We start from the raw sequence: 23,027 nt of genomic DNA, 5'->3' as shown, positions 1-23,027 counted from the left end.
TGGCCTATGTAGGCGCGGCGATTGGGAATTTTTTTATCGCCGCTTTTTATTTGTAACGTGGTAGGAAAACCCCTACGCAAACGTTTTCTTTTTCTGTTAGAATTCGCCGCGAATTGGATGCAGGGGCGATTCATCATTGGAATAGTTCATGGTCTGGATTGATTACGTCATTATAGCGGTGATTGGATTTTCGGCTCTGGTTAGCCTGATCCGAGGGTTTGTTCGCGAAGCATTGTCACTTGTGACATGGGGATGTGCGTTTTTTGTTGCCAGCCATTTCTACTCTTACCTTGCGGTCTACTTCACTCGTTTTGAAGATGAACTGGTGCGAAACGGCATCGCGATTGCCATCTTGTTTATCGCGACCCTGATCGTAGGAGCTATTGTTAACTATGTGATTAGCTCACTGGTAGAGAAAACCGGGTTATCAGGCACCGACCGGGTGCTGGGCGTCTGTTTCGGCGCACTGCGCGGCGTGTTAATCGTTTCGGCGATACTGTTTTTCCTGGATACCTTTACCGGCTTTTCACAAAGCGCAGACTGGAAACAGTCGCAGCTTATTCCCCAGTTCAGTTACATCATCAGGTGGTTCTTTGACTACCTGCAGAGCACGTCGAGTTTCTTACCGACCCATTTACCGGGGCGGTAGCGCTGATGAGGAAAAGACAACATGTGCGGTATTGTCGGTATCGCCGGTTTTATGCCGGTAAACCAGTCGATTTATGATGCGTTGACGGTGCTACAGCACCGTGGCCAGGATGCCGCAGGCATCGTCACCATCGATGCCCATAACGGGTTCCGTCTGCGTAAGGCAAACGGTCTGGTGAAGGATGTGTTCGAGGCACGCCATATGCAGCGCTTGCAGGGCAACATGGGTATTGGCCATGTGCGCTACCCGACGGCTGGCAGCTCCAGTGCCTCAGAGGCTCAACCTTTCTATGTAAACTCACCGTTCGGCATTACGCTGGCACACAACGGCAACCTGACCAACGCCCATGAACTGCGTCAAACGCTGTTTGAAAGCGGTCGCCGCCATGTCAACACCACCTCCGATTCCGAGATTTTGCTGAACGTGCTGGCCAGCGAGCTGGACCGTTTCCAACACTATCCGCTGGAGTCCGACAACGTATTCACCGCCGTTGCCGCCATGCACCAGCAGCTGCGCGGCGCTTACGCCTGCGTCGCGATGATCATCGGCCATGGCCTGCTGGCGTTCCGTGACCCTAACGGCATCCGCCCGCTGGTGATTGGCAAACGCACGCTTGAAGACGGCCGCAACGAGTATATGGTGGCTTCCGAGAGCGTGGCGTTGGATACGCTGGGCTTCGAGTTCCTGCGCGATGTGGCGCCTGGGGAAGCGGTGTACATCACCGACAAGGGCCAACTGTTCACTCGTCAGTGTGCAGAGAACCCAAAAACCAACCCGTGCCTGTTCGAATACGTTTACTTCGCCCGTCCAGACTCCTTTATGGACAAGATCTCGGTCTACAGCGCCCGCGTGCGCATGGGGCAGAAGCTGGGTGAGAAAATTGCCCGCGAATGGGAAGATTTGGACATCGACGTGGTGATCCCGATCCCGGAAACCTCCTGTGATATCGCGTTGGAAATCGCCCGTATCCTGGACAAGCCGTATCGTCAGGGCTTTGTGAAGAACCGCTACGTCGGCCGTACCTTCATCATGCCTGGCCAGCAGGCGCGTCGCCAATCGGTACGCCGCAAGCTGAATGCCAACCGCGCCGAATTCCGCGACAAGAACGTGCTGCTGGTGGACGACTCCATCGTGCGCGGTACCACGTCTGAACAGATCGTGGAAATGGCGCGCGACGCCGGGGCGAAGCGTGTTTATCTGGCTTCCGCAGCGCCGGAGATTCGTTTCCCCAACGTGTACGGCATCGACATGCCAAGCGCCAACGAACTGATTGCCCACGGCCGTGAAGTGGATGAAATCCGCCAGATCATCGGCGCCGACGGTTTGATCTTCCAGAATCTGGACGATCTGATTGAAGCGGTGCGTGAAGAGAACCCGGACATCAGCCAGTTCGAATGCTCGGTATTCAACGGTATCTACGTCACCAAAGACGTCGACCAGAGCTACCTCGAGTATCTGGAATCGCTGCGCAATGACGACGCCAAAGAAATGCGTAGCCAGACCGAAGCGGAAAATCTGGAAATGCACAACGAAGGTTAAGCCTTCGCACTGACCAAAATGGTGCACCGCGGCGGTCGCTGCGGTGCATTATTCCCGCCTGACTTGCTTATATAGCGCCATTGCGGCAAAGTCTGCCTGATCCTATTTTTTCCGTGGCAGAGGCCAGCTTTATGAAACGAATCATCATCGGTATTTCCGGCGCCAGCGGCGCTATCTACGGCGTGCGCCTGCTGCAGGTATTGCGTGACGTCGCAGAGGTGGAAACCCATTTGGTGATGAGTAATGCAGCGCGACAAACGCTGTCGCTGGAAACCGCACTCAGCCTGCGCGAAGTGCAGGCGCTGGCCGATGTGGTACATGACTCGCGCGATATTGGCGCCAGCATCTCTTCCGGATCGTTCAAAACTATCGGGATGGTGATTTTACCTTGCTCAATCAAAACGTTGTCCGGTATCGCCAACAGCTACAGCGATGGTCTGCTGACGCGCGCCGCTGACGTGGTGCTGAAAGAGCGTCGCCGGTTGGTGCTGTGCGTGCGTGAAACTCCGCTGCACGTGGGCCACCTGCGCCTGATGACTCAAGCGGCAGAAATGGGGGCCGTCATTATGCCGCCGGTGCCGGCGTTTTATCACCGCCCCGAAAGCGTAGAAGACATCATCGACCAAACGGTGAACCGGGTGGTCGATCAGTTCGATATTGAATTACCCAAAGATTTATTTTCCCGCTGGCAAGGTGCCAATTAACAAATTTCTCTCCAATTTGGCACATTTGTGCAACACCGCACTGAATTAGGGCGGCACCTGCACCATAATGATCCCACTTCATCACGTTCACTGTTTCAAGGCGCTGGTATTTCTCCATTGCCCGTGGCGCGGCCCAGCCAGGCCGATTTAATTTTGCGGTTATCGTCCCAGGAAACAGTTTTGTGAAGGTCGGAGCCGTTCCCTCCGCCTACAGCAACCAATGTGGCACGATTACTGCAAATTGATTTGGTGGAAAAATAATGCCCGCAGTGGCATCGAAAAAATCAATTTGAGGGTAATTTATGAAAAAGCTGGTTAAGGTTCTTCCTTTAGTCTTGGCTTTAAGCGCGGCAAGCAGCGCATTTGCCGCCGTACCATCGACCTTGAAGATAGGTACCGATCCGACCTATGCACCCTTTGAGTCCAAAAATGCCAAAGGTGAGCTGGTCGGCTTTGATATCGATCTGGCCAAAGAGCTGTGCAAACGCATAAATACCCAATGTACCTTTGTGGAAAGCGATTTTGACGCGCTGATCCCTTCCCTGAAGGCGAAGAAAATTGACGCCATCATCTCTTCTTTGTCGATCACCGAAAAACGCCAGCAGGAAATTGCCTTTACCGACAAGCTGTATGCCGCTAACGCCCGCCTGATCGCGCCGAAAGGGTCGAAACTGTTGCCTACCGTGGATGCGCTGAAAGGCAAGAGCGTCGGCGTGCTGCAGGGCACCACTCAGGAAGCCTATGCCAACGCCATGTGGCAACCTAAGGGCATCACCGTTGTGCCTTATCAGAACCAGGATTTGGTCTACGCCGACCTGGCATCCGGCCGTATCGATGCCGCCTTCCAGGATGAAGTCGCAGGGAGTGATGGCTTCCTGAAACAGCCTCCAGGCAAGGATTACGCTTTCGCCGGCGAATCGGTGAAGGATGACAAATTCTTTGGCGTAGGCACCGGCATGGGCCTGCGCAAGACCGATACCGAGCTCAAGGCGGCGCTGGATAAGGCCTTTGCCGAAATGCGCAAAGACGGCACCTACGACAAGTTTGCGAAGAAATACTTCGACTTTGACGTCTACGGCGGTTAATGCCGCATACCCTTCCATGTTGTGACTACGGGGCCGGTCTGCCGGCCCCGATGGTTCGGGATCCTATGACGACAGGGTGAAGTAAATGCTGCAAGGCTACTCCCAATTGATATTTGAGGGCGCTCTGGTGACGCTGGAGCTGGCCCTCAGTTCCGTACTGCTGGCGGTGGTGATTGGTTTGATCGGCGCCGGTGGCAAGCTTTCCCATAACCGCCTGCTTTCCACGCTGTTTGGCGCTTATACCACGCTGATCCGTGGCGTACCCGATCTGGTACTGATGCTGCTGATTTTCTACGGCCTGCAAATTGCACTTAACAACATCACCGAACTGCTTGGTTTTTCGCAAATCGATATTGATCCGCTCAGCGCGGGGATCATCACCCTCGGGTTTATCTACGGTGCCTATTTCACTGAGACTTTTCGTGGGGCCTTTTTGGCGGTGCCGAAAGGGCAGATAGAAGCGGCCACCGCCTACGGTTTTTCCGGTTCGCAAATATTCCGCCGCATTCTGTTCCCTGCCATGATGCGTTTTGCCCTGCCGGGCATCGGCAATAACTGGCAGGTGATCCTGAAGGCGACGGCGCTGGTGTCAATTCTGGGCCTGAACGACGTGGTGAAGGCCACCCAGCTGGCCGGTAAAGGCACCTATCAGCCGTTCTTCTTTGCGATCGTGGCAGGAGTGGTTTATCTGGTCTTCACCACCGTGTCCAATGGCGTGCTGTTGTGGCTTGAACGGCGTTATTCCCTCGGCGTCCGGAGGGCTGAGCTATGATCGAAATTTTGCAACAGTATTGGCAGTCGTTGTTGTGGAGCGACGGTTATCGCTTTACCGGCGTGGCGGTCACGCTGTGGTTGCTGATCTCCTCGGTGGTGATGGGCGGTTTGCTGGCGATCCCAATGGCGGTGGCGCGCGTTTCCTCCATCAGCTGGGTGCGTTTCCCGGTATGGCTGTATACCTACATTTTCCGCGGCACGCCGTTGTATGTGCAATTGCTGGTGTTCTACTCCGGCATGTACAGCCTGGAAATCGTGCGTGGTACGGACTTCCTCAACGCCTTCTTCCGCAGCGGGCTCAACTGCACCATTTTGGCGCTGACGCTGAACACCTGTGCCTATACCACCGAAATCTTCGCCGGGGCTATTCGCGCGGTACCGCATGGTGAAATCGAGGCAGCCAATGCCTATGGTTTCTCACGCTTTAAAATGTATCGCTGCATCATTTTACCTTCCGCGCTGCGCACCGCGTTGCCGGCCTACAGCAACGAAGTGATCCTGATGTTGCACTCTACCGCGCTGGCGTTTACCGCCACCGTGCCGGATCTGCTGAAGATAGCGCGTGACATCAATGCGGCGACCTATCAACCGTTTTATGCCTTCGGCATTGCGGCGGTGCTGTATCTGATTATCTCCTACGGGTTAATCAGCCTGTTCCGCAAGGCGGAAAAGCGCTGGATGGCACACGTTAATCACTGATAATGACGGGAACACACTATGTCTGAGAATAAATTAGCCGTCACCGAACTGCATAAGCGCTATGGCGAACACGAAGTGTTGAAAGGCGTATCGCTGGCGGCTAACGCAGGGGATGTGATTAGCATCATCGGCTCTTCCGGGTCCGGTAAAAGTACCTTTTTACGCTGCATTAACTTCCTGGAAAAGCCGAGTGAAGGGTCCATTAGCCTGAACAATGAAGATATCCGCATGGTGCGCGACAAGGACGGGCAGCTTAAGGTGTTCGACAAGAAACAGCTGCAGCTGCTGCGTACCCGCCTGACCATGGTGTTTCAGCACTTCAACCTGTGGAGCCACATGACGGTGCTGGAGAACGTGATGGAAGCACCGGTGCAGGTGCTGGGGTTGAGCAAGACCGAGGCGCGTGAGCGCGCGATACGCTATCTGGATAAGGTCGGCATCGATGAACGTGCCCGCGGCAAATACCCGGTGCACCTGTCCGGCGGGCAGCAGCAGCGCGTGTCGATCGCCCGGGCGTTGGCGATGGAGCCGGAAGTTTTACTGTTTGATGAACCGACGTCGGCGCTGGATCCGGAACTGGTAGGGGAAGTGCTGCGCATCATGCAAAAGCTGGCGGAAGAGGGGAAAACCATGGTGGTGGTGACGCACGAGATGGAGTTTGCTCGCCACGTGTCCAGCCACGTGATTTTCCTGCACAAAGGGCTGATTGAAGAGCAGGGGCCACCGGCCGAACTGTTTGGCAATCCGAAAAGCCCGCGTTTGCAGCAGTTTCTTTCCGGCGCATTAAAATAATCGATTGTCGGGGCCGGATTTTTCTGGCCCCGATAACTTCCTCAGCGGACTGGGTCCCGCTGATTGATCACATCATCCAGCGCCTGCTCCAGCTCCAGAAAGCGGAAGCTGAAGCCTGCCTCTTCCAGCCGTTTCGGCACCGCACGTTGCCCACCCAAGACCAACACTGCCGCTTCCCCCATCAATAAATGCATGGCGAATGCCGGTACGCGCAAAAATGCCGGTCGATCGAGCACGTTGGCCAACTGAGCGGCAAACTGCTCGTTGTGGACCGGGTAGGGGGCAACCATATTGAAAGGGCCTTGCAGGGTCTGGTGATCCAGCAAATAGATAATGCCATTGACCATGTCGTCCAGGTGGATCCACGGCAGGTATTGACGGCCACTGCCGATGGGCCCGCCCAGACCGAAGCGGAACAGCGGCAGCATCTTCGCCAGCGCGCCGCCTTTTGCCGCCAGCACTACGCCGGTGCGCAGCAGACAGACGCGGGTGGCATCGCTTTGCGCCTGCAACGCCAACGATTCCCAACGTTGACACAGTTGATGGGTGAACTCGTCATGCGGCGCTTCGTCTTCGGTGACCACCGCCTGGCCCTGATCGCCGTAATAACCGGTCGCGGAACCGGAAATCAGCACGCTGGGCGGGGTACTGCCGGCGTTAATCAATTTCACCAACTGCTCGGTCAGATCCCAACGGCTGTGGCACAGGCGTTCTTTCTGCGCCTTACTCCAGCGCTTGTCGGCGATCGGCTCGCCGGCCAGGTTGATCACGGCGTCAAAGCCATCGAGCGAAGGCTGATCCTGCAACGTTGACCAGTAGCTGACCTGTTCACCGAAGCGCTCACGAGCGTGGGGCACGTTACGGCTCAGCACCGTGACTTGGTGAGAAAGGCCCAACAGCCGCCGCGTCAGGCTGCTCCCTATCAATCCTGTGGCGCCGGTGATCAGGATCCGCATGGTCGATTCTCCCTGAAACAGGTGGTTTTCAGGCCCGGCGATAGCTCATGGTCATCGAAACCGAGTCGGCGTAGCGCAGGGCCAGTAGTTTATCTATCTCTACTTCAGCATAGGTTACCCAGGCATGTTGTTTCACGATATCGAGCACATCCTGAGTTAATTTTTCCAGCAGGGCGAAGCGGTTATCTTCCACATGGCGGATGATGGCTTTGGTGATGGTGCGGTAATTGAGCGCGTCGTCGATATTTTCACTGTCGCGCGCTTTATCCGCCGGGTAGTGGATCACTACGTTAATCAGGATGTCCTGACGATTGTTAATTTCTTCTTCCTTGATACCGATGAAAGTACGCAACCGCAGGTTTTTTATACGAATAATGGCGTCGGGTTGACTGAATGACATCAGAAGATCTCCACAGGTCTGATTATTGCCGCTCAGAATACACGGAAAGTAAGGAAAAGATAACGAGCTAAAGGAAACTCCCCGCGGGTCGGGGAGCGGGAAATTTAGCCCTGTTCGGCCAGCTTGTAGGCGCGTGCGGTAGCGGGACGGTTGCTGATGCGTTCAAACCAGTTGCGTACCGCCGGGTAATCCGCCAGATCGATGCGCTGGCGTGGGTGAGACACCACCCAGGGGTAAGTCGCAATATCAGCGATGCTGTAGTTGTCGCCGCCCAGGTACGGGTGTTTTTGCAGCTCGGCTTCCAACACGGCATACAGACGCTTGGTTTCCAGATGGTAGCGTTCGATGGCGTAGGGCACCGGCTGCGGCGCGTAATGGTTAAAGTGATGGTTTTGCCCGAGCATCGGCCCAAAGCCCGCGACTTGCCAGAACAGCCACTGTAGCGTAGCGGCACGCTCGCGCAGGCCTTTGCTCAGCAATTTGCCGGTTTTCTCCGCCAGATACAGCAGGATTTCGCCGGATTCGAACAGGCTGATCGGCGCACCGCCATCAACCGGCTGCTGGTCGACGATGGCCGGAATTTTGTTGTTGGGTGAAATGCTCAGAAAATCCGGCTTGAACTGGTCGCCGGCGCTGATATTTACGCGATGGATACGGTAGGGTAAGCCAACCTCCTCCAGAAACAGGGTAATTTTGTGACCATTGGGAGTAGGCGCGTAATACAGGTCAATCATGTTGCCTCCTGCGGTAAGGTGATCTGTAAGTCATTACACGTTGTTGCGGTCTTCGCCGCGCACAAAGGTATATCAGAGATCTTTCTATAGGGTTACCAACAATAGCAGCTAAGAATAGCAGGCTATGTGAGATTCGTCTGATGCTATCTCTACAACATGCATCACAATTCCGGGTCTTCAGGAATCGCTTCCTCGGCAGCCTTGCCGTCGCTGGCCACTGCGATAAAATAGCCGTTATTTCCCTGCCAAAGGAAAGGTTATGAAGCTGATATTCGCCTCTGATATACACGGTTCGCTACCCGCCACCGAAAGCGTGCTGGAACGTTTTGAGCAAAGCGGTGCCGACTGGCTGATCCTGCTGGGTGATTTGCTGAATCACGGGCCGCGAAATGCGTTGCCAGCGGGCTATCAACCGGCGCAGGTTGCTGAACAATTGAATCGCTATAGCGACAAGATCATCGCCGTTCGCGGCAACTGTGACAGTGAAGTTGATCAGATGTTATTGTCATTTCCCATCACCGCGTCTTGGCAGCAGGTGCTATTGCAAAAAAGACGATTGTTTTTAACCCACGGACACCTTTATCATCCTTCCGCACTGCCGCCGTTATCTGCCGGTGATGTGCTGGTCTACGGGCACAGCCATTTACCGCAGGCGGAACGGCAGGGCGAAATTTACTGCTTTAATCCAGGGTCGGTCAGCATTCCGAAAGGGGGCTTTCCCGCCAGCTATGGCATACTGGAGGACGGCATTTTAAGTGTGGTCACTTTGGACGGCGGCAAGGCTGTTGCAGAGGTGGCATTAACGCACTAATTTATACACACACAATAAAAATCTTTGAAAAACACTCATTGATTAACCAGTGCGCGGGATGCATCGCGCCAAAATAGAAGGTTTTAGAGGATGGCGGAACAGGGTCAGGCTGCAGATACCGAGTGGGTTGATATCGTCAACGAGCAAAATGAAGTGATTGCTCAATCCAGTCGCCAACAGATGCGTGCTCAACGGCTGCGTCATCGTGCTACCTATATTGTGGTGCATGATGGAATGGGAAAAATTCTGGTGCAGCGTCGCACCGACATTAAAGATTTCTATCCGGGTTGGCTGGACGCCACTGCCGGTGGCGTAGTGCAAAGCGGGGAGAACGTGCTGGACTCCGCTCGCCGCGAGGCGGAAGAGGAACTGGGCATTGCCGGCGTGCCTTTTGCCGAGCACGGGCTGTTCTACTTTGAAGAAGAGCAGTGCCGGGTGTGGGGGGCGCTGTTCAGCTGTGTCTCGCATGGCCCCTTTGCACTGCAGGAAGAAGAAGTGGTTGAGGTTAGCTGGCTGACGCCGGAAGAAATCACCGCCCGCTGCGACGAATTCACGCCGGACTCGTTAAAAGCGCTGTCGCTATGGCTGACGCGCAACAACGAACAGGCCTATGGCAAGCCATTGCGCGATAGCGATGAAAATGCCTGATGCGTTCGCGCAAATAAAAAAACCGGTCAATTGACCGGTTTTTTTTATCTGATAATTCGGGGATTATCAGGCTTTGACTGCTGCTGCATCAGCCTGGGAAGACTGAATGGCGGTCAGGGCGACGGTATAAACGATGTCGTCTACCAGTGCGCCACGTGACAGGTCGTTCACCGGCTTGCGCATGCCTTGCAGCATTGGCCCGATGGACACCAGGTCAGCAGAACGCTGTACCGCTTTGTAGGTGGTGTTACCGGTGTTCAGGTCTGGGAAGATGAACACGGTAGCCTGGCCTGCAACCGGAGAGTTTGGCGCTTTGGACTTGGCGACGTCGGCCATGATGGCGGCGTCGTACTGCAGTGGGCCGTCGATGATCAGGTCAGGACGTTTTTCCTGCGCCAGACGGGTCGCTTCACGCACTTTCTCAACGTCGCTACCCGCGCCGGAATTGCCGGTGGAGTAGGAAATCATGGCAACGCGTGGTTCGATACCGAAGGCCGCAGCGGAGTCTGCCGACTGGATCGCGATTTCAGACAGCTGTTCAGCGGTTGGGTCCGGGTTGATCGCACAGTCGCCGTAGACCAGAACCTGGTCAGGCAGCAGCATGAAGAACACGGAGGACACCAGCGAGCTGCCCGGTGCCGTTTTGATCAGCTGCAGCGGTGGACGGATGGTGTTGGCGGTGGTGTGAACCGCACCTGAAACCAGGCCGTCGACTTCGCCTTTCTCCAGCATCAGGGTGCCGAGAACCACGTTATCTTCCAGTTGCTCGCGCGCAACCACTTCGGTCATGCCCTTGCTCTTACGCAGCTCAACCAGACGTGGAACGTACTGCTCGCGCACGGCGACCGGATCAACAATCTCGATGCCTTTGCCGAGCTCAACGCCTTGCGCAGCGGCAACGCGCTGGATCTCTTCCGGGTTGCCCAGCAGCACGCACTCAGCGATACCACGTTCGGCGCAGATAGCCGCCGCTTTCACGGTACGCGGCTCGTCGCCTTCCGGCAGCACGATGCGTTTGCCGGCTTTACGTGCCAGCTCGGTCAGCTCATAGCGGAACGCCGGTGGAGACAGGCGACGCGAACGCTCGGAGGTCGCAGTCAGTGACTCGATCCATTCGGCGTTGATGTGGCTAGCCACGTAGTTCTGCACTTTCTCGATGCGCTGGTGGTCGTCCGCCGGCACTTCGAGGTTGAAGCTTTGCAGGCTCAGCGAGGTCTGCCAGGTGTTGGTTTCGACCATAAAGACCGGCAGGCCGGTTTGGAATGCACGTTCACACAGCTTTCTGATTGGCTCGTCGATAGCGTAGCCGCCGGTCAGCAGCACTGCGCCGATTTCCACGCCGTTCATCGCGGCCAGACAGGCAGAAACCAGCACGTCAGGACGGTCTGCCGAGGTGACCAGCAGTGAACCCGGACGGAAGTGTTCCAGCATGTGCGGAATGCTGCGCGCACAGAAGGTTACAGACTTCACGCGACGGGTCATGATGTCGCCTTCATTGACCACGGTGGCCTTCAGGTGACGGGCCATGTCGATAGCGCGGGTCGCGATCAGGTCGAAGCTCCACGGCACGCAGCCCAGCACTGGCAGCGGGCTGTTGGCGAACAGTTGCGCCGGGTCAACGTTGGTTACGCTGGCCTTGGTGGAGTCGTCGAAGATCTCGGACAGGTCAGGACGGGTGCGGCCCTGCTCGTCAACCGGGGCGTTCAGCTTGTTGATGATCACGCCGGTGATGTTTTTGTTCTTGCTGCCGCCGAAGCTGCTGCGAGCCAGCTCGATGCGCTCTTTCAACTGAGCCGGGGAATCATTGCCCAGTGCCAGTACAAAAACGATTTCCGCATTCAGGGTCTTGGCGATTTCATAGTTGAGCGCGTTGGCGAACTGGTGTTTACGGGTCGGCACCAGGCCTTCGATCAGCACCACTTCCGCGTCTTTGGTGTTTTCGTGATAGCGCGCCACGATCTCTTCCATCAGCACGTCTTGCTGGTTGGAGCTCAGCAGGCCTTCAACGTAGCTCATGCGCAGCGGTTCGGCCGCCGTGATGGTGGAGTTGCTGCTGCGGATGATGGTGGTGGTCTGGTCGAGCGAGTCGCCGCCGGTGCGTGGTTGAGCGATAGGTTTGAACACGCTCAGGCTAACGCCTTTTTGCTCCATGGAGCGGATGACACCCAGGCTGACGCTGGTCAGGCCGACGCTGGTGCCGGTGGGGATCAACATAATTGTACGTGACACAGAATAGTCCTCTTCACGAATTAACATGAGGCTAAAACAGCACCGTCAGCCTGGGCTGACGGTGTCGGAGAGCGTTACGCGGTCAGACGGGATGCGTCTTGCGCGATGACCAACTCTTCGTTGGTCGGGATAACCAGCGCCAGGCGGCTGCCGTCTTTGGTGATGGCGCCGGATTTACCGAAGCGAGCGGCCATGTTGCGTTCGTGGTCAATCTCGAAGCCCAGCAGGCCCAGTTTGTCCAGGGTCAGCTCACGCACCATACCGGCGTTTTCGCCGATGCCGCCGGTGAAGATCACCGCGTCCAGACGGCCGTCCATCAGTGCGCTGTAAGCGCCGATATACTTGGCCAGACGGTGGCAGAATACGTCCATAGCGCGTTTTGCATCGGCTTTGGTTGCGTAGTTGTCTTCAACGTAACGGCAGTCGCTGGTGACTTCGGTCAGGCCCAGCAGGCCGGATTCTTTGGTCAGCATTTTGTTGATTTGATCAACGCTCATGCCCAGAGAGTCGTGCAGGTGGAAGATGATCGCCGGATCGATGTCACCGCTGCGGGTGCCCATGACCAGGCCTTCCAGCGGGGTCAGACCCATAGAAGTGTCAACGCATTTGCCGTTGCGCACTGCGGTTACGGAACCGCCGTTGCCCAGGTGGCAGGTGATCAGGTTAACTTCTTCAACCGGCTTGTTCAGCACTTTCGCAGCTTCTTGAGTTACGTAGAAGTGGCTGGTGCCGTGTGCGCCATAGCGACGAACGCTGTGGTCACGGTACAGGCTGTACGGCAGGGCGTACAGGTAGGATTCTTCCGGCATGGTCTGGTGGAACGCGGTGTCGAACACGGCAACGTTTTTATCCGCCAGTTTAGGGAAGGATTTCAATGCCTCAGCGATACCGATCAGGTGCGCTGGGTTATGCAGTGGTGCAAATGGCACCGAATCTTTGATACCCTGCAAGACTTCGTCATTGATTACGGCAGAAGAAGTGAACTTCTCGCCGCCGTGCACAATGCGGTGACCGATAGCGGTCAGCTGTGCAGAAAGCTCCGGTTTTTGTGCCAGAATAGTATTAACAATGTAGTTCAGTGCTTCGCTGTGCGCAGCGCCGGCACCCAGAGCCGCTTCGTGTTTGGCGCCGTCCATCTTCCACTTGAGGCGAGCCTCAGGCAGGTGGAAACATTCGGCCAGGCCGGAGAGGTGTTCTTCACCGTTGACAGCATCGATGATAGCGAACTTCAGGGAAGAACTGCCGCAGTTCAGGACCAGTACTAGCTTACTCGACATGGAAGTACCTACTTAAATAGTTCGTGTTGTTAAAGGAAATACCAAAACACGTGGTGAATTAATCGTCAATCAGACAACAAGCGTAGCGCATAATGCCGTTGACATTTATGATTAACATCATGTGAATTGCACAAACCACATGACGATGAAAAAACCGATGATTTCTCTGCGGTTTAAATAATCTTGATTTTTATAGGGCTAAAAGTTGACAGAATTATTGTCATCTTCTACCGGCCAAAAGGCCGGCCTAGGATACCGATAGCCCGAGGCAAACACAAAATAAATTTAAAGCTTCAAATTTTTTAGTATGTGTTGGCCGTGCCCTTATTTTTCTTTGTGACGTTGAGGTACGCGATGACGAGCAAACCGTCCGGTTCCGTAAGCTGGTTTCAGGTCTTCCAGCGCGGGCAGCATTACATGAAAACCTGGCCGTCAGACAAACGTCTGGCTCCGGTCTTTCCGGAGAATCGCGTTGCGAGTGCCACCCGCTTTGCCGTCCGCTTTATGCCGCCGCTGGCGGTGTTTACCCTGACCTGGCAGATTGCCCTGGGGGGCCAACTGGGCCCGGCGATCGCCACCGCACTGTTTGCCTGCAGCATGCCGATGCAGGGTCTGTGGTGGTTGGGCCGTCGTTCGGTTACCCCGTTGCCGCCCACGCTGCTGCAGTGGTTCCATGAGGTACGCAACAAGCTGACGGAAGCCGGTCAGGCCGTCGCGCCGGTAGAAGGCACGCCAACCTACCAGTCGCTGGCAGACCTGCTGAAGCGCGCCTTCAAGCAGCTGGATAAAACCTTCCTGGATGACCTTTAACACTAAAAATGGCCGTATTGCCGGCGGCCATTTTAGCGTTCAGGCCAATAACCCCCGTTCAAATCAAAGAACCGGCGAGTTGTGATTTCCTGTGATATTGCGCTGTGCGATGCTTTCGCCATGAGTAATTTATCGAGGAAATTATAATGGAAATGACCCACGCCCAACGCCTGATCCTGTCGAACCAATACAAGATGATGACCCTGCTGGACCCGGATAACGCCGAACGTTACCGTCGCTTGCAGACCATTATCGAACGCGGTTTTGGCCTGCAGATGCGCGAGCTGGATCGCGACTTCGGCGAAATGAGCGAAGACGTGTGCCGCACCATTATCAACGTGATGGAAATGCACCACGCGCTGCAGGTTTCCTGGGACAATCTGAAAGACAAACAAGGTATTGAAGCCCGCCGCCTGGCGTTTCTCGGCTTTGACGCCGCGACCGAGGCGCGCCATCTGAGCTACGTGCGTTTCCTGGTTAACACCGAGGGGCGCTATACTCATTTCGATTCCGGCAGCCACGGCTTCAACGCCCAAACCAAAATGTGGGAAAAGTACCAGCGTATGCTGGCTATCTGGCTGTCATGTCCACGCCAGTATCACTTGAGCGCCGTTGAGATAGCGCAAATTATCAATGCCTGATTAAAAGAGGTTTCCTGTGGAGTGTAAGGGTTTTCTGTTCGATCTTGATGGGACGTTGGTGGATTCATTGCCTGCGGTAGAGCGCGCCTGGGTTAACTGGGCCAAACGCCGCGGCGTTGATCCGCAGGACGTGCTGGATTTTATTCACGGTAAACAGGCCATTACCTCGTTGCGTCATTTTATGCCGGATGAAAGCGAGGCGGCGATCCAGCAGGAGTTTCTGCTGCTGGAACAGGTGGAAGCGCAGGACACCGAGGGCGTTACCGCACTGCCCGGCGCCGCTGCCTTGCTGGCGCGCTTGAATCAACTCGACATTCCCTGGGCGATCGTCACTTCCGGCTCGATCCCGGTAGCTACCGCTCGGCGGAACGCCGGTGGCCTACCACAGCCGGAGGTTTTCATTACTGCCGAGCAGGTGAAAAAGGGCAAGCCGCAGCCGGATGCGTACCTGTTGGGGGCTGAGCGCCTGGGGTTGGCACCGCAAGATTGTGTGGTGGTGGAAGACGCCGCTGCCGGCATTCTTTCCGGGTTGGCCGCAGGCTGCCAGGTGATTGCCGTCAATGCTCCAGCCGATGCGCCAAAGTTGGATCAGGTCGATCTGCTGCTGTCATCGCTTGAGCAGATCGCCGTGAGCAAAACGGAGCAGGGCGCCGCGATTAACCTGGTGGCGTAACGCGTTATCTTCACCCAAATTGATTAGACCCCGCACCCGCGGGGTTTTTTTATGCTAATTTTTAAGCCCTTGGATATCTCTGCCGGGTGAGGCCGTTTTGAACAGCGAATTACTGTGGGTGCTGAGTTTACTGTTGATTGCCATTGTGTTGTTTACCACCAATAAACTGCGTATGGACGTAGTGGCGTTGCTGGTGATCATCGCCTTTGTGCTGAGCGGTACCCTGACCCTGCCGGAGGCCACGGTCGGGTTCAGCGATCCCAACGTGATCCTGATTGCTGCGCTGTTCGTGATTGGTGAAGGGCTGGTGCGTACCGGGGTGGCTTATCAGGTGGGAGACTGGCTGGTGAAGGTCGCCGGCAGTAGCGAAACCAAAATGCTGATGTTGCTGATGGTCACCGTCGCCGGCCTGGGGGCATTCATGAGCTCGACCGGCGTGGTGGCAATTTTTATCCCGGTAGTGCTCAGCGTGGCGGCGCGAATGAAAATCGCCCCGGGAAGGTTGATGATGCCGCTGAGCTTTGCCGGCCTGATCAGCGGCATGATGACCCTGGTGGCGACCCCGCCGAACATGGTGGTAAACAGCGAGCTGGTGCGCGAAGGCATCAGCGGTTTTGGCTTCTTCGGCGTGACGCCGGTAGGCCTAGCGGTGCTGGTGTTGGGCGTGGGCTATATGCTGGTGGCTCGCCGTTGGCTGGGTAATGAAGACGGCGATAAGGCGCGCGAAACCTGGCAGCGACGCACTTTCCGCGATTTGATCCGTGACTACAAGCTGACCGGCCGGGCGCGTCGGCTGGCGCTGCGCAGCGGTTCGCCGCTGGTGGGACATTCGCTGGACGAGCTGCACCTGCGTGCTCGCTACGGCGCCAATGTGGTGGGCATTGAACGCTGGAAGCGCTTTCGGCGGGTAATGGTCAGCGCATCCGGCAGTACCGAGCTGCGCGAAGGCGATGTGCTGCTGCTCGACATGTCGGACAGCCAGGTCGATTTACGGGAATTTTGCAGTGAGCAGCAACTGGAACCTATGGTTCTGCGCGGCGACTATTTTTCCGAGCAGTCGCGCAACGTCGGTATGGCGGAAGTGTCGTTGATTCCTGACTCGACGCTGTTGGGAAAAAGCCTGCGCGAATCTGCCTTTCGCAGCCGTTACGATCTGAACGTGGTGGGGATCCGCCGTAATGGCGAAACCCTGGCGGGCAAGCTGGTGGATGAGCCCCTGGCGTTGGGTGACATTCTGTTGGTGATTGGCGACTGGAAGGCAATTCGCCAGCTGCAGGCGAAAACCCACGATTTTATCGTGCTCAATCTGCCCGCCGAGGTCGACGAGGTTGCACCAGCCATCACCCAGGCGCCGCACGCATTATTCTGTCTGGCATTGATGGTGGCGATGATGCTGACCGACGAGATCCCCAATCCGATCGCCGCATTGATTGCCTGCCTGCTGATGGGTAAGTTCCGCTGTATCGACATGGAAAGTGCCTACAAATCGATCCACTGGCCGAGCATTATTTTGATTGTCGGCATGATGCCCTTTGCTCAGGCATTGCAGAAGACTGGCGGGGTGGATTTGATCGTACGCGGGTTAATGGACGTTGCCGGCGGTGCCGGGCCAAGGGTGATGCTGGTGTGCCTGTTTGTTCTGTGCGCCACTATTGGGTTGTTTATCTCCAATACGGCAACCGCGGTGTTGATGGCGCCGATCGCCATTGCCGCCGCCCGCGAAATGGGGGTGTCACCGTACCCGTTTGCCATGATTATCGCCATTGCCGCTTCGGCGGCCTTTATGACACCGGTTTCTTCACCGGTGAACACGTTGGTGTTGGGGCCAGGGAACTATAAGTTCGGTGATTTTGTGCGTATGGGCGTGCCGTTCACGCTGTTGGTGATGCTGGTTAGCGTGGTTATCGTGCCCTGGCTGTATGCTTTTTAACGGCGCAGCGTGCTGCGCCATAAGATTTACAGAGAGGAGTCGAGGCTGATTTCGTCCAGCGACAGGCTAAAGCTGGGAATAAACACGTTCATGAAATAGTCCATTTCCGGGCTGCTGCGCTGCTGCAAGGTCTTGTCCAATCGCGCCTTCGCCAGCTTGAATTCGTTATTGCCGGCAGACAGCTCCTCCAGACACTTCAGGTAGGCGCACAGCGCATCGGCCTGCTTCACCACCAACTTTTCGTCTTCGGTGTAATAGTGCTCGTCGAGAATCGAGCGGAAATCGTTGCGCAATTCGGCCGGGATCATATCCAGCAGTTTCTGCTGGGCGATCTTTTCGATCTTCTTGTACTCGTGGGCGATCTGCGGATTGTAGTATTTGATCGGCGTCGGCATATCGCCGGTGATCACTTCACTGGCATCGTGGTACATCGCCAGCAGGGCGACACGCTCGGCACTCAGGTTGCCATTGAACTTCCGGTTCTTGATCACCGCCAGCGCATGGGCGACAAATGCCACCTGCAGGCTGTGCTCGGAAACGTTCTCGGTACGTACATTGCGCATCAGCGGCCAGCGGTTAATCAGTTTCAAACGTGACAGATGGGCAAAAAAGTGGCTCTGGCTCATGGTGCTCTCTTATACAACGGCAAGTGAGGGTTCCATTGTGAGCAGTGATGGCGGGTTATGCAACTCAGGCAGTGCGGTGATGGGGGAGAAGGGCGCAGCAGGCTGCGCCCATCATGACTATTGACGATAGCCTTCCAGGAAGCGGCCCAGTTTGCCGACCGCCATTTCCAGTTCATCTACGCGCGGCAGCGTAACGATGCGCACATGATCCGGGTACGGCCAGTTGAAGGCGCTGCCCTGCACCAGCAGCACTTTTTCCTGCAGCAGCAGATCCAGCACCAATTTCTGATCGTCGTGAATATTAAAACGTTTGGCATCGATGCGTGGGAACATATACAGCGCGCCCTGAGGTTTCACGCAGGAAACCCCCGGGATTTCGTTCAACAGTTCCCAGGTGCGATTACGCTGTTCATACAGACGGCCGCCGGGTTGAATAAATTCGCTGATGCTTTGGTAACCGCCCAGTGCGGTTTGAATAGCGTGCTGCATCGGTACGTTAGCGCACAGACGCATCGACGCCAGCATTTCCAGGCCTTCGATATAGCCTTTGGCGTGTTTTTTCGGCCCGTTCAGCACCATCCAACCCTGACGGAAACCCGCCACACGGTAAGTTTTGGACAATCCGTTAAAGGTGACGGTCAGCAGGTCCGGTGCCAGCGCGGCGATCGAATGGTGTTCGGCTTCGTCATACAGAATTTTGTCGTAAATCTCATCGGAGAAGATGATCAGGTTGTGCTGACGGGCGATCTCGACGATCTGCTCCAGCAAGGCCTTGCTGTACACCGCACCGGTGGGGTTGTTCGGGTTGATGATCACGATGCCGCGGGTGCGTGGAGTGATCTTGCTGATGATGTCATCCAGATCCGGGAACCAGCCGGCTTGCTCATCGCACAGATAATGCACGGCTTTACCGCCGGACAGCGAAACTGCCGCGGTCCACAGTGGGTAATCCGGCGCCGGCACCAGCATTTCGTCGCCGCTATTGAGCAACGCCTGCATGGATTGCACGATCAGCTCGGAAACCCCGTTGCCAATGTAGATATCCTCAACGGTCACGTCGCGTATGTTGCGGGCCTGGTAGTGCTGCATAATCGCTTTGCGCGCCGAGAAGAGCCCTTTGGAATCAGAATAGCCTTGCGCCGTGGGCAAATTGCGGATCACGTCGACCAGGATTTCATCAGGAGCATCGAAACCGAAAGGGGCAGGGTTGCCAATGTTCAGTTTAAGGACTTTGTTGCCTTCTTCTTCAAGACGTTTAGCTTCTTTGAGCACCGGGCCACGAATGTCATAGCAGACGTTGTCCAGTTTGCTGGATTTCTCAATGGGGGACATAAAAAGTTGAGCCTTTTGCTGGGATGGGGGCGTTCCTACCGTGGAACACCGCAACCTGCCCAATGTACTCCTGGCGCGGGCGCTTTTGAAGGGCCATGCACGCCTTTGGTGCAAACGCAGGGGGGAACGCAGGAACCCAAGTGAGATAAGCAATGTTAAAGTGTTTTTGTGGTTTTTAATATTGCTATTTTTTATTTATTTGGTTTTTTGTTCTGCTTGTCGGGTGGCGTACAGTCATAATTACCCACACTCACGCCGTGTGAGAAAGGAAACTTGGAGAACTGTTAAGCGGTGCCAGAGATTAAAGAAGTTAAAATGTAAAGAAATGATAATGCCGGAGTAGTCTGATAGCGGGATGGCAATCGGCGATCCACACTGAAAGACAACAATGAATTACATTAGCCATATTTCAGTTTCTATCTTAAGCAGCGTTTAAGTAGTTATTAGAGATTTATTCACGCATAAAATGTTACTGGTTGAATTTATTAAAGTCGTGAAAAAATGAACCGAACGTTACGCTGCGAGCTACTTACTTTTCAGTATATAAAATGACGCTGAGGCCAGTCTGGATGCGGGGGTTGTGCAGCACGATTGGTGTGGAAATCTCACGCGTTGAATGAGTAAAATATTTAGCCCGGTCAAAATCAAACACTTTCACCACTTATAAAGTACGGCATTCGATAAGCATTTACGATAGATCACATTTTAAAAGGCGATAGAGGTAACGAAATAAAAGTAATTTTTTTGCCCTCCACTAATGAGTGGGGTACTGTCATGTCTGACATCGCCCTTTAAACGATGTCTTAGAAACACACCAGGGTAGTTTGTAAATTAGAATTCAAAAAGTGAAGAAAACACTATGACAACTGCAAATCGTCCGATACTCAATCTCGACCTCGATCTGCTAAGAACCTTTGTAGCTGTTGCTGATTTGAATACCTTTGCGGCGGCGGCAGTCGCCGTTTGTCGTACTCAATCAGCCGTCAGCCAACAAATGCAGCGGTTAGAGCAGCTGGTTGGCAAAGAGTTGTTTGCCCGTCATGGGCGCAACAAATTACTGACCGAACACGGTATTCAGCTTCTCGGTTACGCCAGGAAAATCCTGCGTTTCAACGACGAAGCTTGTACTTCATTGATGTATAACAATATAAAGGGTGTTCTGACTATTGGCGCTTCCGACGATACCGCCGATACCATCCTGCCTTTCCTGCTAAACCGCGTCACGTCGGTGTATCCAAAACTGGCGATTGACGTTCGGGTAAAGCCGAGCTCGTTCATGATCGACATGTTGGAAAACGGTGAAGTTGATCTGGCGATTACCACTCTAGCGGCAGCGACAGCCGATCGTCCGCACATTGTGCTGCGTACTTCGCCAACCCTGTGGTATTGCGCGGCGGATTACTATTTCCAGGCCGGTGAGCCGATCCCGTTGGTGGTGATGGACGATCCAAGTCCGTTCCGCGCGATGGCGATCAAACACCTGGACGACGCTGGGATCCCATGGCGGATCGCCTATGTGGCTTCGACGCTTTCCGCCGTTCGCGCTGCCTGCAAGGCCGGTCTGGGTATTACCGTTCGTCCTATCGAAATGATGAGTCCGGATCTGCGAGTGCTTGGCACAGCGGAAGGGTTGCCAGCACTTCCTGATACTCAATATAGCCTGTGCAAAGACTCCCAGTGCGGTAACGAGCTGGCTATGGCGATTTTCAGCGCTATGCAGAATGGCAATGACAACTACAGCTTCAACGGACCTGGGGCATCGTTGCAAGATGATGCTTGTTTGGTTGATGATGAAGAATAACGCCGAAACGCGTTAAAACGGGATGATAAAACCTCTGCTTCGGCGGAGGTTTTTTTTGGCCAAAATTCGGTAAAAGTTTTATTTATGTCGAGTTCGTTTGATTCAGATATCGAAGTAGGTATTTATTTAAGTTTTGCTGGGTAATGAGAACGGTTATCAGACGAAAAAAATGACTTTCGCTGTTTTTTTGAACGATTAATTTCGCTGCTAAAGGCCTGGAATAAATAGGGTTATTTTGATAGCGTGTCACGGCAATTTTTACCGCCAGAATTGACAAAATTTATTAAAGGGCCACACTTTTTTTGAGGTTTTATGCTGAAAACGTGTCCTGGATCAAAAAAATACCCCTAGGTAGTGAGTGGAAGAACAGGAGATTCCTGAGACAATGGTATAGTAAAACTGAAATGTGCATGTTGGTTTATATCTATCTGTTTCTACACGGCAATTAACTGACACGATTTAGCCTAAGCCAGGCGCATCAAATGTTAATTAAATGATACGTATGTAAACTAGTGTGTAGATACTTTTGTCAAAGTTGACAAAAGGTTATAGAAAGGAGTAAAAAGCCCACAGTAAAACGCTGCCTAACTCGCTGTAAAAGCAGTTTGTTTGTGTGGTTTATTTATCCTTCCCTTAAATCGATGTGGTGCACTAACTGCCAGATACAAGAGCAGAGCGATCGACGCCACTTTTGATGAGTAAGCATAGAGTATGTCAACAACCACTGAAGTTATCGCTCATCACTGGGCGTTCGCCGTATTTTTTGTCGTGGCTATCGGGCTTTGCGGTTTAATGCTGCTGGGCGCGTTCTTCCTGGGTGGGAGAGCCCGTGCGCGTGCCAAACATACCCCGTTTGAATCAGGCATCGACTCTGTCGGCACGGCGCGTATGCGTCTGTCCGCCAAGTTCTACCTGGTCGCCATGTTCTTCGTTATTTTCGATGTTGAAGCCTTGTACCTGTACGCCTGGTCGGTCTCCATTCGCGAGAGCGGTTGGGTTGGCTTCATCGAAGCCGCCATTTTCATTTTGGTGCTATTGGCCGGTCTGTTTTATCTGGTGCGTATCGGCGCATTGGACTGGACACCGTCGCGTTCCAAACGTCTGAGTAAACCAGGCACGATCACTAACACCAACAGTCATCCGCAGTAGTCGGTAAAAAACGAGGCATTAAGATGGACTATACGCTCACCCGCATAGACCCGAACGGTGAGAACGACCGTTACCCCCTGCAAAAACAGGAGGTCGTCGCCGATCCCCTGGATCAACAGGTTCACCGCACGGTTTACATGGGTAAACTCGAACATGCATTGCATGACATGGTGAACTGGGGGCGTAAAAACTCTATTTGGCCCTATAACTTTGGCCTTTCGTGCTGTTACGTGGAGATGGTGACGTCGTTTACCGCCGTTCACGACGTGGCTCGTTTTGGTGCCGAAGTATTGCGTGCTTCGCCGCGTCAGGCTGACCTGATGGTCGTAGCCGGTACCTGCTTTACCAAGATGGCCCCGGTTATTCAGCGCCTGTACGAACAGATGCTGGAGCCTAAGTGGGTGATCTCCATGGGTGCCTGTGCCAACTCCGGCGGCATGTACGATATCTATTCCGTCGTGCAGGGCGTGGACAAATTCTTGCCGGTCGATGTGTATATCCCGGGTTGTCCACCGCGTCCAGAGGCTTACATGCAGGCGCTGATGCTGCTGCAGGAATCGATCGGTAAAGAACGCCGTCCGCTGTCCTGGGTTGTTGGCGATCAGGGCGTTTACCGCGCCAATATGCAGTCTGAAAGAGAGCGTAAACACGGCGAGCGTATCGCGGTGACCAACCTTCGGACGCCTGACGAGATTTAAGACGTTCATTTAACGTCCATCTTAGTGCGCTATTGGTTAACACAGCGAAAAGTGAACTTGCGGCGAAATA

General features: G+C 54.6%; 23 protein-coding genes. 16 read left to right on the top strand and 7 right to left on the bottom strand.

Features of this window, described 5'->3' with window-relative positions; translation table 11 throughout:
* Positions 1–148: 148 nt before the first annotated feature.
* The 7 genes from cvpA to hisP all read left to right on the top strand — a co-directional run bounded on the left by cvpA (position 149) and on the right by hisP (position 6,242).
* Complete coding sequence (gene cvpA / locus M495_RS16765; protein WP_020827869.1) at positions 149–649, top strand: colicin V production protein; 501 nt, start codon at positions 149–151, stop codon at positions 647–649.
* A 21-nt stretch (positions 650–670) separates the two neighbouring features.
* Positions 671–2,188, top strand: a complete 1,518-nt coding sequence (gene purF, locus M495_RS16760; protein WP_020827868.1) for an amidophosphoribosyltransferase — start codon at positions 671–673, stop codon at positions 2,186–2,188.
* Positions 2,189–2,319: 131 nt separating this feature from the next.
* Complete coding sequence (locus M495_RS16755) at positions 2,320–2,892, top strand: UbiX family flavin prenyltransferase (protein WP_020827867.1); 573 nt, start codon at positions 2,320–2,322, stop codon at positions 2,890–2,892.
* 302 nt (positions 2,893–3,194) lie between these two features.
* On the top strand, positions 3,195–3,977 hold the full coding sequence (gene hisJ, locus M495_RS16750) for a histidine ABC transporter substrate-binding protein HisJ (protein WP_020827866.1): 783 nt from the start codon (positions 3,195–3,197) through the stop codon (positions 3,975–3,977).
* An 85-nt stretch (positions 3,978–4,062) separates the two neighbouring features.
* On the top strand, positions 4,063–4,749 hold the full coding sequence (locus tag M495_RS16745; protein ID WP_020827865.1) for a histidine ABC transporter permease HisQ: 687 nt from the start codon (positions 4,063–4,065) through the stop codon (positions 4,747–4,749).
* A complete protein-coding gene (locus M495_RS16740; RefSeq protein WP_020827864.1) occupies positions 4,746–5,450 on the top strand; it encodes an ABC transporter permease in 705 nt (234 codons plus the stop codon). The genes M495_RS16745 and M495_RS16740 overlap by 4 nt, the downstream gene beginning before the upstream one ends.
* A gap of 18 nt (positions 5,451–5,468) precedes the next feature.
* A complete protein-coding gene (gene hisP / locus M495_RS16735; protein ID WP_020827863.1) occupies positions 5,469–6,242 on the top strand; it encodes a histidine ABC transporter ATP-binding protein HisP in 774 nt (257 codons plus the stop codon).
* 41 nt (positions 6,243–6,283) lie between these two features.
* On the opposite strand, the gene M495_RS16730 is transcribed toward hisP, so the two are convergent.
* The 3 genes from M495_RS16730 to yfcG all read right to left on the bottom strand — a co-directional run bounded on the left by M495_RS16730 (position 6,284) and on the right by yfcG (position 8,332).
* Positions 6,284–7,198: a TIGR01777 family oxidoreductase gene (locus tag M495_RS16730; protein WP_020827862.1), complete on the bottom strand. Its 915-nt coding sequence runs from the start codon at positions 7,196–7,198 to the stop codon at positions 6,284–6,286.
* Positions 7,199–7,226: 28 nt separating this feature from the next.
* Positions 7,227–7,598 (bottom strand): dihydroneopterin triphosphate 2'-epimerase, encoded by a 372-nt coding sequence (gene folX, locus M495_RS16725; RefSeq protein ID WP_012146035.1) that lies wholly within the window; start codon positions 7,596–7,598, stop codon positions 7,227–7,229.
* Positions 7,599–7,702: 104 nt separating this feature from the next.
* Complete coding sequence (gene yfcG, locus M495_RS16720; protein ID WP_020827861.1) at positions 7,703–8,332, bottom strand: GSH-dependent disulfide bond oxidoreductase; 630 nt, start codon at positions 8,330–8,332, stop codon at positions 7,703–7,705.
* Between the two features lie 259 nt (positions 8,333–8,591).
* On the opposite strand from yfcG, the gene yfcE reads away from it, so the two are divergent.
* Complete coding sequence (gene yfcE / locus M495_RS16715; protein WP_020827860.1) at positions 8,592–9,143, top strand: phosphodiesterase; 552 nt, start codon at positions 8,592–8,594, stop codon at positions 9,141–9,143.
* 90 nt (positions 9,144–9,233) lie between these two features.
* Entirely contained in the window at positions 9,234–9,791 is a 558-nt protein-coding gene (gene yfcD / locus M495_RS16710; protein ID WP_020827859.1) for an NUDIX hydrolase YfcD, read from the top strand.
* Between the two features lie 66 nt (positions 9,792–9,857).
* Here yfcD and pta read toward each other — a convergent pair whose 3' ends face one another.
* Together pta and ackA are read right to left on the bottom strand one after the other, a co-directional pair.
* Positions 9,858–12,020, bottom strand: a complete 2,163-nt coding sequence (gene pta, locus M495_RS16705) for a phosphate acetyltransferase (RefSeq protein ID WP_041415539.1) — start codon at positions 12,018–12,020, stop codon at positions 9,858–9,860.
* Positions 12,021–12,094: 74 nt separating this feature from the next.
* A complete protein-coding gene (gene ackA, locus M495_RS16700) occupies positions 12,095–13,297 on the bottom strand; it encodes an acetate kinase (protein WP_020827857.1) in 1,203 nt (400 codons plus the stop codon).
* A 354-nt stretch (positions 13,298–13,651) separates the two neighbouring features.
* Between ackA and yfbV the strand changes: the two genes are divergently transcribed.
* The 4 genes from yfbV to M495_RS16680 all read left to right on the top strand — a co-directional run bounded on the left by yfbV (position 13,652) and on the right by M495_RS16680 (position 17,351).
* The gene (gene yfbV / locus M495_RS16695; protein WP_020827856.1) at positions 13,652–14,107 is read left to right on the top strand and encodes a terminus macrodomain insulation protein YfbV; all 456 of its coding nucleotides are present in this window, start codon (positions 13,652–13,654) and stop codon (positions 14,105–14,107) included.
* 146 nt (positions 14,108–14,253) lie between these two features.
* Positions 14,254–14,748, top strand: a complete 495-nt coding sequence (locus tag M495_RS16690) for a YfbU family protein (RefSeq protein ID WP_020827855.1) — start codon at positions 14,254–14,256, stop codon at positions 14,746–14,748.
* Positions 14,749–14,764: 16 nt separating this feature from the next.
* A complete protein-coding gene (locus M495_RS16685; RefSeq protein WP_020827854.1) occupies positions 14,765–15,421 on the top strand; it encodes a sugar phosphatase in 657 nt (218 codons plus the stop codon).
* A 97-nt stretch (positions 15,422–15,518) separates the two neighbouring features.
* Entirely contained in the window at positions 15,519–17,351 is a 1,833-nt protein-coding gene (locus M495_RS16680; protein ID WP_020827853.1) for an SLC13 family permease, read from the top strand.
* 26 nt (positions 17,352–17,377) lie between these two features.
* On the opposite strand, the gene yfbR is transcribed toward M495_RS16680, so the two are convergent.
* Positions 17,378–17,977 (bottom strand): 5'-deoxynucleotidase, encoded by a 600-nt coding sequence (gene yfbR / locus M495_RS16675; protein ID WP_020827852.1) that lies wholly within the window; start codon positions 17,975–17,977, stop codon positions 17,378–17,380.
* A 117-nt stretch (positions 17,978–18,094) separates the two neighbouring features.
* On the bottom strand, positions 18,095–19,309 hold the full coding sequence (locus M495_RS16670; protein WP_020827851.1) for a pyridoxal phosphate-dependent aminotransferase: 1,215 nt from the start codon (positions 19,307–19,309) through the stop codon (positions 18,095–18,097).
* 859 nt (positions 19,310–20,168) lie between these two features.
* Here M495_RS16670 and lrhA point away from each other — a divergent pair.
* The 3 genes from lrhA to M495_RS16655 all read left to right on the top strand — a co-directional run bounded on the left by lrhA (position 20,169) and on the right by M495_RS16655 (position 22,957).
* A complete protein-coding gene (gene lrhA, locus M495_RS16665) occupies positions 20,169–21,110 on the top strand; it encodes a transcriptional regulator LrhA (protein WP_041414784.1) in 942 nt (313 codons plus the stop codon).
* A 711-nt stretch (positions 21,111–21,821) separates the two neighbouring features.
* Positions 21,822–22,259 carry an NADH-quinone oxidoreductase subunit A gene (locus tag M495_RS16660; protein ID WP_020827849.1) on the top strand — a complete coding sequence of 146 codons (438 nt, stop codon included), beginning with the start codon at positions 21,822–21,824 and terminating at the stop codon, positions 22,257–22,259.
* A 23-nt stretch (positions 22,260–22,282) separates the two neighbouring features.
* On the top strand, positions 22,283–22,957 hold the full coding sequence (locus M495_RS16655; protein WP_012146021.1) for a NuoB/complex I 20 kDa subunit family protein: 675 nt from the start codon (positions 22,283–22,285) through the stop codon (positions 22,955–22,957).
* Positions 22,958–23,027: the final 70 nt, after the last annotated feature.

Origin of the sequence: Serratia liquefaciens ATCC 27592 (assembly GCF_000422085.1) — a bacterium.
Classification (GTDB): Bacteria; Pseudomonadota; Gammaproteobacteria; order Enterobacterales; family Enterobacteriaceae; genus Serratia; species Serratia liquefaciens.
The sequence above is the reverse complement of the archived record's forward strand: the minus strand, read 5'-3'. Positions and strand labels throughout refer to the sequence as shown.